Annotated in this window: 11 protein-coding genes; 10 read left to right on the top strand and 1 reads right to left on the bottom strand. The window is 35.7% G+C overall.

Annotated elements, in window-relative coordinates; translation table 11 throughout:
- The 9 genes from WC622_RS15445 to WC622_RS15485 all read left to right on the top strand — a co-directional run.
- Positions 1-406 (top strand): M23 family metallopeptidase (locus tag WC622_RS15445; protein ID WP_372820598.1); only part of this gene is annotated, 406 nt, incomplete at its 5' end.
- Positions 406-1,617: an O-antigen ligase family protein gene (locus WC622_RS15450; RefSeq protein ID WP_372820599.1), complete on the top strand. Its 1,212-nt coding sequence runs from the start codon at positions 406-408 to the stop codon at positions 1,615-1,617. The genes WC622_RS15445 and WC622_RS15450, both read left to right, overlap by 1 nt.
- 16 nt (positions 1,618-1,633) lie before the next feature.
- Positions 1,634-2,998: a hypothetical protein gene (locus WC622_RS15455; protein ID WP_372820600.1), complete on the top strand. Its 1,365-nt coding sequence runs from the start codon at positions 1,634-1,636 to the stop codon at positions 2,996-2,998.
- Positions 2,999-3,128: 130 nt separating this feature from the next.
- A complete protein-coding gene (locus WC622_RS15460; RefSeq protein ID WP_372820601.1) occupies positions 3,129-3,764 on the top strand; it encodes a hypothetical protein in 636 nt (211 codons plus the stop codon).
- Positions 3,765-3,833: 69 nt separating this feature from the next.
- Entirely contained in the window at positions 3,834-4,613 is a 780-nt protein-coding gene (locus WC622_RS15465; RefSeq protein ID WP_372820602.1) for a hypothetical protein, read from the top strand.
- A gap of 111 nt (positions 4,614-4,724) precedes the next feature.
- A complete protein-coding gene (locus tag WC622_RS15470) occupies positions 4,725-5,180 on the top strand; it encodes a hypothetical protein (RefSeq protein ID WP_372820603.1) in 456 nt (151 codons plus the stop codon).
- Between the two features lie 405 nt (positions 5,181-5,585).
- A complete protein-coding gene (locus WC622_RS15475; protein ID WP_372820604.1) occupies positions 5,586-6,614 on the top strand; it encodes a hypothetical protein in 1,029 nt (342 codons plus the stop codon).
- A 111-nt stretch (positions 6,615-6,725) separates the two neighbouring features.
- Positions 6,726-7,403, top strand: a complete 678-nt coding sequence (locus WC622_RS15480) for a hypothetical protein (protein WP_372820605.1) — start codon at positions 6,726-6,728, stop codon at positions 7,401-7,403.
- An 83-nt stretch (positions 7,404-7,486) separates the two neighbouring features.
- The gene (locus WC622_RS15485; protein ID WP_372820606.1) at positions 7,487-8,284 is read left to right on the top strand and encodes a hypothetical protein; all 798 of its coding nucleotides are present in this window, start codon (positions 7,487-7,489) and stop codon (positions 8,282-8,284) included.
- Positions 8,285-8,433: 149 nt separating this feature from the next.
- Here WC622_RS15485 and WC622_RS15490 read toward each other — a convergent pair whose 3' ends face one another.
- A complete protein-coding gene (locus WC622_RS15490) occupies positions 8,434-9,873 on the bottom strand; it encodes an APC family permease (RefSeq protein WP_372820607.1) in 1,440 nt (479 codons plus the stop codon).
- A gap of 315 nt (positions 9,874-10,188) precedes the next feature.
- Between WC622_RS15490 and WC622_RS15495 the strand changes: the two genes are divergently transcribed.
- Positions 10,189-11,732 (top strand): sodium-translocating pyrophosphatase (locus WC622_RS15495; protein ID WP_372820608.1); only part of this gene is annotated, 1,544 nt, incomplete at its 3' end.

Below are 11,732 nucleotides of genomic sequence, written 5' to 3' on the forward strand. Positions count from 1 at the left end.
CTATAGCAAGTATTGGCATTCGCCCTGGGGGGAGTCTAAAGTTCATAAAGGCATTGATATATTTGCACCACATAAAACCGAAATATTAAGCCCTATTACAGGCTTTATACTTTCTGCAGGTTACAGTGAAAACGGGGGAAATTATCTTTATATACTGGGACCAAAACTGCGAACCTATTATTTCGCCCATCTAAACACTCAAGAAAAGCATTCATTTTCTTTTATTAAGAAAGGGCAACATATAGGTTCGGTTGGCAATTCTGGCAATGCCATCGGTTCGCCCTATCACCTGCATTTCTCCATATTTTCTCTTTTTCCAATTGTAAAGTACTACACTAGAAAAGAGCCACAAGGATGGATGAAGATGTTCTACCTTGATCCCGTTAAATCCCTTATCTCAAGCTAATGGTAAAGGAATACTTAAAACCTTATTCTTTTATGGTAAGCATGGCTTGCCTGTGCCTAATACTTGCTATAGCTGCAGTATTGTTAAACCGAGCGTTTTGTATTGGCGCATTATCGGGAATTATTTTCTTGTTATTTTCCTTTGAAAAGGTTGCATGGAGCAAAAAAGCAGCTGGCTTCTCACTCCTTTTTTTATTGGTTGCAATTGCTGTAGTTGCTATTTTCCTAAAAAGCGATTCTAGTCTGGGTAGGCTACTCATCTATAAAATTTCGTGGAACATGTTTTCAGAGCATCCCGTAACGGGTATTGGTTGGGGTAATTTCCAAAGGGATTATGGGCTATATCAGGCAGCATATTTTAGTGCTGCAAACTATAGCCAGAAAGAATTCCTTTTGGCTGGGAATACCTATTATGCCTTTAACGACTACTGGGAGTTCATAGTGGAAACAGGAGTTATTGGAGCTGTTTGCTTATTTACCTTCCTTTGTTTTATAGTTCGACTGGCTTACCATCGCCTCCATACTACCCCAAAAGATGGTTTATTAAAACTTCTTTTAGCGCTCTTACTGGTCATTGGCGTTGCTGCTCTGTTCACTCATGTGTTTGAACATCGCCCCTTTAAAATAGTATTGGTATGTATTTTGGCTTATTTAGGCCTATCAAACCAAAATTTTAAAATCGTTGCGGTACTAAGCATTACGGTAGCATTTACGGTCTTCCAATATTATTTTGAGATAAAAAATATCAGCAGCTACAGAAAATGGGAGCAGGGAAAAATTCTCTCTGCAACTGGTTACGTACTTGAAGGCCGTGAAATATACATAGAACTCTATCCAAGCTTTAAAAATAACATTAGCTTCTTGAAAGATTACAATGATGCGCTCTCTGGCCAGGACAATCTTGGAAAGAAAATATTTTTGCTTAAAAAAATCCTAAGCCGTAACACACACAATATTTCTTATCTGAACCTCGCCATGGTTTATGAGCAGTTAGGGCTAAAAAAGGAGGCCGAATTGACTTATATAACTTCTGTGAACCTTGTCCCAAATAGGTTTGTGCCGAAGGAGGCTATTTATAATTTTTATATCAAACACAAACAATACAAGCAAGCTGCTCATTGGCGCAAGATAATCCTCACAATGCCGGTCAAAATCCCTTCAGAAAGGGTTGAGGCTATTAAACAAACCGTAAAAAATCAAAACAAGTATTAACTCTTAAACAAAAACAATGATGAAAAACAAAAACCCCTATATTGCAGGTATGGCAATATGTTTGCTCGTTATCCTCATCTACTCCTGCCGAAAGGAGTTTTCGGAAGCAGATGAGATAAACCCACAAGCAGAATGGGCAAAGAACTATTTTACCAAATCCCTATTGCCAAATGAAGGAAATATTGTAGATCCTGGTGCATATATAGCAGATGCCCTACAAGTTAATAGGATGTCAAAGGAAAAGGCCAACATGAAAATTCCAATCTGGCAGAAGGCGATGGAAGGAAAAACGCCCCTTTTCGATTTTGTAGAGGTACCTTTGAAATACACAACAAAAGTAACACCTATGTTGTACATTAATCCAAAAAACGATTTCACGGCTACAGCAGACAATGATGTGCTACAGGCAAGTTTTGACCGATTGGTAATCTTTAGGGACAAAAAAGGAAAAGTAGATCAAAGAATTGTTAGTTTCGTTCCAACCAAGGCATATCTATCTCGTCACAAGGGCGATATTAGCCACAACAGGGTAAACAAGATTGATACGGATTTTGATGGCGTGCTAGTTTACAGAAAATGGGATGGAGATTTTCTGTATGCACTTTATATGAAAAGTGGGAAGGCGGTTAGAAAAGTTTCTTTTAATAAACCTAAAATGCAAGTGAGAAAAACCGCTTTTGCTCCAGAGCAATGTGAAACAGTTATTTTATATGAGTGGTTTCAAATTTGTTATTACGAAGGCGATAGCCAGGTTCCTTTTTTCTGCGACCCACCATATAAAGAAGAAGTAGGCTCTTATGAGATGTGCTGGGACGGCGACCCATGCGAAGACCCTATGAATGCTTACCTTATTGAATGTGGGGGTGATGGCGCACCTCCAGAAGGTGGTGGTGGTGGACCTAACCCTGACCCCGCCCCAATAGATTGGGGAGAATTTGGCACTTTTGAATATACTAATGAGATAATTAATCCTGGCGAAGATGAAAGCTCAGAAACAATAACTAGATATGTGACTGCTTTTATTTATAAGGCAGCTCCATCATTATGGTTTCAAACAAAAGAAAAGATAACATTAATCAAATATCTTCCTTTTATGGGGTATTGGCAATTACAAGGCATCACACATGACAGCATGAGTGTTGTTGGTAATCAACCGTCAGGTATGACAATCAATGTTGTTGATGTTGCGACAGTAGGATCGCTTCATCAAACACAAGGAACTCCACTTGAAAAATCTGCCAACGATTATGTACAAATGAATTATATCTTCAATGATAAACGTACAAAAACGATCAACGGTGTAGCAGTCGAGAATATTAAAGAAAACATAACAGGAGTAAAAACTTGGCACGCAATTCATTGTAATCTCCCACCAAATTAACATGAAGAAAATTCTCAATCTAATTCCGATATTATTCATATTCGGATGTCAAGTTAAAAATAAGATTGTAAACGGAAAAATCATAGCAATCTCGTTAATCACAGCTGACAAAATAACCACTTTAGACGGCATGACTAGTATCGACAGTACAGGTATAAATATCATATACTATAATGATTATACCATTTATAAAACTCGTAATATAACCTATAGTAAAAGTATAGAAACAATTAAGGGCGATACTACCTTTGCAGGTTTTATAGATCCTGATACAAGTTACCGTCATTTTGTAATTAAGAGAAAAGATGGCTTTGGTTTGTACTATGATGAGGATAGAACAAAAAAGGCTGTAAGGTTCTCTATAGATTCTCTTTTAAAGGCGATTGCACTAAACGCATCAAATCTAAGAGTATACAATCTGGAATTGGGAATACCCACTGAGGCTGTACAAGAAGGCTATGTGAAAATCGAAAAATATTTAAACAAAAAGACGGTTCCTCAAGATCCAGACTCCATCTATCGCTATTTTGATTCCAGACTATCAAAAATGGATTTCTCATATTCACCATTGCTAGATCAAAAAGCGAATAGCAAGCTATTTAAAACAAGCTTCATATATATTTATGATCGTAAAGAAAGAAAAGATAGTGTAATAAGATCGGAATTTTATTCAGAGATGAAAGAAATAAAGATAACCAAGCCAGCAGATTTTATCTTATTAATTAAACGATATGAAAATGATGCCAAACGTATGAACTTAAAGTAATTAGAAACTATGATTAACTAAAACTACCTCGAACTCGAGGTAGTTTTTAAGTCAACAACTTTTTTCCAAATGATAATCAATAGACTTCTAATTCTTTTTCTCGTTATAGCAAGCTGCACAGAAAAGCAAAAACCTGCAAATGTCATTGTTTCGATGATAACTTATTCTTCATATGGCTTTTCCTTTGAATCTGGAAAAATTTTCGAAGTAAAAAACAGCATTGATATTGCTTATTATAAGGATTATATAGTGTATAAAACTACAGTTATATCGAGCAATGCAGAAGGCACTTCTCTAAATACTGACATATATCTTAATGATACAACAGGGACAAAATTATATCAGTATTATTTTTTTAAAAAAGGAGAAAAAAATGGTTTAGTCCTAACTGATGAAAATAAATGGAAGGTTTTTAAAAAGGATACGTTTTTGAAATTAGAAGGCTTAAATTTTAACGATTATGATTTCTTTAAACTTGAATTAGGAAAGCCAAATACGGTGGTACTAAACCCTAAAACAAAAGAAATTGAAATCGAAAAATTTGAAAATAAACTAAAGGGAGAACAAGAACCTGACTCTCTTTATCGATACTATAGCAAAGATCTTTCTACTATTGATTTCTCTTTTAACCCTGAATTTGATGCAAAAGCACACAGTAAGTTATATAAAATTGGAGTAATTCATTATTCAACTCCAAAAAGTGCTAGTAAGTCTCCTGATGGGCAGAGAAGAGAATCATTTTGGATGATTGAAAAATCAAATTCAAATGATTCTGATGCTTTCTTAAAGTTATTCAACAGATTTATTGTTGAGAAGGAAAGAATTAACAAAAACAAGTCTAAAGAGTAAACTTAGATTGATTCAGTCAAAAAAAGTCACTCTTTTGGGTGGCTTTTTTCAAATTAATACAAGCCTCCAAGCTCGTTAGTAATCTTAAACATCAACCTTGTAACTAAAATTATGACAAAACTATTTATTGTTGCTATACTTAGCAGCTACATTATGTTAAACCTAAACGGTTCATCTAATCTTAAAGACAATTATCAAACTACATATCAAGTTGCTCAGGATACAGCCAAATACTTGGAAGATAATTTTATTAATAAAAAGGTAAAATTTCAGCATAGGAAACTAAAATACCTTCTAGCTAAATTGAAATTAGACATAAAATCGTACATTTCAGTAGGCAACCAAAAACTAGGTCAAAGGCCGGGAATATTAATTTATTTTGAAAGCAAAGAAATAGTTAGTGCTAAAATGGAAAAAAAGATTAGGCCAAATGGAATGTATATTGAATTTGAAAAGCCACTTTCTTTATATACAGATGTAACGGATTTATTAATCAAAAGCAAAGGCGAATGGTTACCTGCAGAAGCAGCCTTTTATGGCAAACAGCTAGTAAAAGATATAAATTAGATTCTCCTTATGGCGCACGTCTGTGACGTGTACTTTTTTTTTAAAAAATCTTATTATTATTTTACACGCCACAGGCGTGCGCTAGCGAGGCAAAAGCTTGAATGCGTTCTCCTTCGGAATGCTTCAAGGCCAGTCCTAGTTCTTCGGAATGGGTTGTGGTTTTGGAAAGGTTGTAAGGCGGTCGCGTCATTTTGCCAAACTTATCCCCCAAAAAGACTATAAAATCAGTATTAGACAATACTTATCTTGCTTTAAGTCGAATGTATAACGCATTCAAAGAACGGTTATAGAGAACATACCTTTTCGTGAAAGATTTAACACATTCAATATAATTAATTAGATATCAACTTTAAAATGCTTGATAGTTAATAGTAGATAAATAACCTTATATAAAACCTAAATTCTATGAAAAAAAATTACCTATCAGCCTTGATTATTTTATTCTTAATTATTTGCATGTATTCATGTAAAAAGGAACAACCGACAGAAAATCCAGTAGAAGACGCAAAGTCCTGGTATTTAAAATCAACTGCAAATTCAAACACCTCACTCAAATCGACAAAAAACACAATTATGCCCATAAAACAAGATGCTCAGTGGAGTGAGGCAAAATTGTATGCCCTAAAAGATGGCTCTGAGGTGGTTGGAGTTCCTGTATTAGTTAAATTTAGCGATGGAAAGAATACAGACGGAAGCTACTTGTTGCTTATTCACAAGGATAAGGGGGCTTTTAGCTCTTTAATTGTATTCAACCAGAAAAATGACTATTTTAGAGCAGAAATGACTGCTTCACAATTACAGACTGAATATGAAATTGCCGTTCGTAAACAAGCCGATCACAAACGCCCTAATTCGTCAGGAAAGGTAATGACATTACCCGCAGAAGAAACGTGCATTGATTGGTATTGGACAACTATTGTTTATGATTCGGATGGCAATGTTATTTCTTATAGTGAATCGTATGTTTATACAATTTGTGGGGGCAGTAGTGGCGGCATCCCACCAGTAGGCCCAGAATTCGTGCCTGATTTTGGGATTCCCATTAGTGACGGGTTAAGCAGCGCAACTGAACAAAATCTCGTTGTTGGAATTGATTCCTTTAAGGTTGCGGACTTAACTTGGAAGTTCCATGAAGGCTATACTTGGTCTGGTCAGAGCAAAGAACATGCGGTTGCTAAAGTAAAGAACGGGCTGAGAACATGGGCTGCTCTGAGTCACGTAGAGAACATAAGAGTGGGCTTTTGGGCATTGGGGACTGCTGAAATATTTAGTACCAGGTTTACCCCCGACATTATCATTGGCGGTACTTCTGTAGGAACTATGGCGGCTAAGTATAGGATTAGATTGACACCAACTGCCTATTTCGGAGATTACGAATCAGATTATTTATATTCTTATGCCAATTGGGACGTTAACTTTGTAAAAAGTCAATAGCGCATTGCCATGTTAAAAAACACTTCCATAGTATTAGTTCTATTTTTGTTTTTCAGCTTTTGCTCTAGGCAAAAGGGTGAACTAATCATTATTGATATAAAGTCGAGCGGGATGGGCTTTCAGCCTGACGGGAAGATGCTTACGCTAAGAACCAGCGCTCGCTTGATTTTTTATAGGGACATAGAACTATACATACAGCCCGAACAGCATTTGAACTTAGAGTATATAAAAAATAGCGCTGGAGAGATCATTGATGAAAAGGTGAAAAGCATAGATACCTTGTATACGATATTTGTTCGAAGGAAAAACCAGAAAAGCGGGATAGAATACGCCTTAGAAAAAATAAACGATAACTCGGGCAAGCCATTCAATGCCGACAGTTTATGGGAGACATTGTCGTTTTACAAGAAAAGCAGTAGCTCAAAGAACTTTGATTCCGATATCGGCAAACCATTAGCAATTATTGAGAAAGGAAATCTAAGAATAGAGAAATATGCCATGAAACTTGAATTAGGGCAGGTAGACTCAATCTATAGATATTATGACAAGAGCATGAAAGACATTCCTTTCTCATTCTCGAGAAAGCTTGATACGCAAAATAAAGGCAAACTTTTTAAAATTCTTGGCATATCTAATGAGATCCCGAAAGGGCTGCTACTGCCAGATATGGCAGTGCCGCGAAGGGAGTTTTTTCATGAGATGAAAGTTGTGACTGAAAAAAATAAAAAAAAGTACTTAGATATCTTTAAAAAGTTCGAGCAAGATAGTAAAAGACTCAACTTAAAGTAAGTGCCATTTTAAAATTGTTATCTTAAAAAACAAAAGCCACTATGGTCTGGAATATCATGGGATCCATATTTTATTAAACAGTAATGAAAAAATCTATGTTCAATTTACTTTTTTTTCTCCTGTTGGGTTGTTCTTCCTTTAGCAACTCTAACGATATAAAGGTTATAGAAATGTATAGCAAGGGGGAGTTTTTTGGAGGCGAAAAAAAATCCCCTTCAAAATATTCAATAATAAAGTTTGAAAAAAATGTAAGAATCGTTTTTAAGGATAATGATAGATTATATCTTGTTCCAAAAATAAAAATATACACGAAGGATGTTTTAAACGAAAAAGGGCAGGTTATTGATAATATAGTGGTGAAACAGGATACCGTTATGCTTATTTATGCCATGATGAGCGGTAATAAGAAAGGGTTATTGTATACACTGGAAAATTTTAGAAATGAAGCCCCAACGTTTTTTGAAGCCGAAGAAACAGTTCAGGATTTAACGATTTCAAATGATGACCTAAAAACATTTAGCTATCAATTAGGAACTCCTAGTCAGGTGATAAAAAAGAATAGTGAAATGGTCCAAAAATTTGCGATTAAAAAAACATCCATTGCTGACGCTGACTCTATCTATAGGTTTTATGATTCCAAATTAAACGATATAGTTTTTTCTTTTTCTGAACAATTGGATAAGGAAAATGAAAGCAAGCTGTTTAAAACAGTATTTGTTTATGGAAAAATATCTAAAGAAAAATCCATGGTAAATCTTGAAATCCCTAGAAGGGAAACCGTATATAAAATTAAACGCATATATAATTTTGATATAGATTTATATAAGGAAATATTTGAAAAGTTTTCAACCGATATAAAAAAACTGGATCTAAAAAAGTAAATGTTACAAAGCCGCTCAAATGAGCGGCTTTGTTTTTAGCAATACACGATCCGATGAAGGGTATTTATAGTATTTATAGTTATTTATTTGGGAAACAAACATTAATTGTCCGAAATAAGAAAACAAAAAACATAACACTTGAAAAATTTTTAAACTGCCTTTTTTCTATTTACGAAAAGGTAAACAGGAACACCTAATAAAACAATGATCAGACCAGGCCAAGTATATTGTTGTTTATACATGAGGAGTAAAATACAAAATGCGGCACCAATTAATAAGTAAACTATTGGTGTAACTGGATATAACCATGTTTTATAAGGTCTTTCTAAATTAGGTTGCTTTATCCTTAAATAAATTACACCAAAAACAGTAATCATGTAAAACAATACAATAACAAAAGAGATCATATCTAATAGATTACCATATTGTCCGCTTAAACATAAAACCGTAGCCCAAATTCCTTGCATCCAAAGTGATTTTTCTGGCACTCCATTTTTGTTATTAGTAATGGCTGCTTTAAAAAACATGCCATCCTTAGCCATGGTTTGGAAAACTCTTGAGCCTGCAAGTACCAAACCATTAATGCAACCAAATGTTGAAATCATGACTAAAACGGCCATTATTATTGTACCAATACCACTACCGAAAATTTGCTCGGAAGCGACAACAGCAACTCTATCATTAACTGCAAAAGCAATTCCATCTCTGTTTAAGGTATTGAGGTAAACAAAATTGACTAATAAATAAAGTATCATCACTGCAGAAGTACCTAAAACCATAGCACGTACTATATTTTTCTTAGGATTTTCTATTTCTCCTGAAACAAAAGTTACGTTTTCCCAAGCTACACTAGAAAATACCGAACCTACCATTGCAGCGGCAATGCCTCCCATAATGGTCATTCCAGAAATAGATTGCCATCCAGATTTTATAAAGTTTCCTGCTGCATCTGTATCCAGATTATTAAATGCTTTCCAGCCAAGGCCCATATTCCCGCTCCAAAAATTAGTTTTCACTAAAAGGAAACCTAAAACAATTAGGCCAATTAAAGCGACGATTTTAGATCCAGTAAAAATATTTTGTAAGAGTTTACCACCTTCTACTCCTTTTGTATTGATGTACGTTAAAAGGAGAATTACAACAATAGCCAAAATCTGTATCCAGGTAATTTTATAGCCACCACTTTGAAAAATTGGTGCAGCATCATTTAATGTGGGTATGAGATAGGCTGTAAATTTACCAAAGGCAACTCCAACAGCTGCAATAGTACCGGTTTGAATTACAGTAAACATCCCCCAACCATATAGAAAGCCCATCATCTTTCCGAAGATTTCTTTTAAGTAAGTGTATTGCCCACCAGCCTTTGGAAACATAGCAGAAAGTTCTCCGTAAGAAATTGCAGCAGCAATTGTCATTACCCCAGTGATTACCCAAACCACAATTAACCAATATCCTGAACCTAAATTCCTCATGATATCAGCACTTACAATAAAAATACCGCTACCAATCATTGATCCCATTACCAGCATTACAGCATCAAATAGGCCTAATTTTCGCTTTACAGCACCTTCTTCTTTTTGGGTTTCCATAATTTTAGTTTTTTGTTTGGTTTTCCAGATAGCCTCCAAAGGAGTCCTTATGGGTTCTATCAAGTTTCGTTTAGTTAAGGGCTAATATATAGGAATTAAAATATAAAAAGAATAGCGATGAACGAGGATAGCTTCAGATTATTACCTAAAAAGAAAAAATGTTGACAATCATTTTCATAAAAATTTGGTTATTAGTTAAACACGCTTATTTTTGCAAGCCGTGTATTATTTTTATTTCATCTGTTATATTATTTCTTAACAATGAGATGCGGCCAAAGAATTGCAACTAAAACAACCAAAATATAAAATTAAACTATGGATTTTCTACAAGACAACTTAATCTATTCCATTCCTCTATTGGGCCTAATCGGTATTCTGGTTATGGCTGTGAAAAGTGCGTGGGTAAACAAACAAGATGCAGGTGATGCAAATATGCAAGAACTTGCTGGCTACATTGCCGATGGTGCAATGGCCTTTTTAAAGGCAGAATGGAAAGTGTTAAGCATTTTCGTTGCTTTTACTGCTGCTATTTTAGCGTATTCGGGTACCATTCACGAAATTAATGGTGTGGCCATGCATTCGAGCTGGATTATCGCAGTTGCGTTTATTATCGGTGCTGTTTTTTCTGCAACTGCAGGATATATCGGTATGAAAGCCGCTACTAAAGCAAATGTGCGTACTACCCAAGCCGCCAGAACGAGTTTAAAACAAGCCTTAAAAGTAAGTTTTACAGGTGGTACCGTAATGGGACTAGGTGTTGCTGGTTTAGCCGTATTAGGTTTAGGTGGATTATTTATTGTTTTCTTACAAATATTTCATGTGATTGCTCCCAACAGTGTGGAGATGAGAACGGCCATTGAGGTGTTAACAGGTTTCTCTTTAGGTGCTGAATCTATCGCTTTATTTGCTCGTGTGGGTGGTGGTATTTATACCAAAGCTGCCGATGTGGGTGCAGATTTAGTGGGTAAAGTTGAAGCGGGTATTCCAGAAGATGATGTGCGTAACCCTGCAACTATTGCAGATAACGTGGGTGATAACGTTGGTGATGTGGCAGGTATGGGTGCCGATTTATTCGGTTCGTATGTGGCTACCATTCTTGCAACAATGGTGTTGGGACAAGAAATTGTGGTGGAGAAACTTAACGGTATCTATTCGGATGGTTTAGGTGGCTTCTCTCCTGTTTTATTACCTATGGTAATTTGCGGTTTAGGAATTTTGTTCTCTATTGTGGGGACTTGGTTTGTGCGCATTAAAGGCGAAGATTCAAACGTACAAACTGCGTTGAACTTAGGAAACTGGAGTTCAATTGTATTAACAGGTATTGCTTCTTACTTTATTGTAAAAGCGATGTTGCCTGCTACCTTACATTTAAGAGGGGTAGATTTTACAAGCAGTGATGTATTTTATGCAATCGTAGTTGGTTTAGTGGTAGGTACCTTAATGAGTATCATTACTGAATATTATACTGCAATGGGTAAAGGTCCAGTGAATTCAATTATTCAACAATCTGGAACAGGTCACGCAACAAATATTATTGGTGGTTTATCGGTAGGGATGAAATCTACAGTTGCTCCTATTTTAGTGTTAGCTGGCGGAATTATTTGTTCCTATTCATTTGCAGGTTTATACGGAGTGGCAATTGCTGCAGCAGGTATGATGGCAACTACAGCTATGCAGTTAGCCATCGATGCTTTCGGTCCAATTGCAGATAACGCAGGTGGTATTGCAGAAATGAGCCAATTACCTCCAGAAGTTCGTGAGCGTACCGATAATTTAGATGCCGTAGGTAACACAACCGCAGCAACTGGAAAAGGATTTGCGATTGCTTCTGCTGCTTTAACTTCCTTAGCTTTATTTGC

It is taken from the genome of Pedobacter sp., from assembly GCF_041662865.1.
Classification (GTDB): Bacteria; Bacteroidota; Bacteroidia; order Sphingobacteriales; family Sphingobacteriaceae; genus Pedobacter.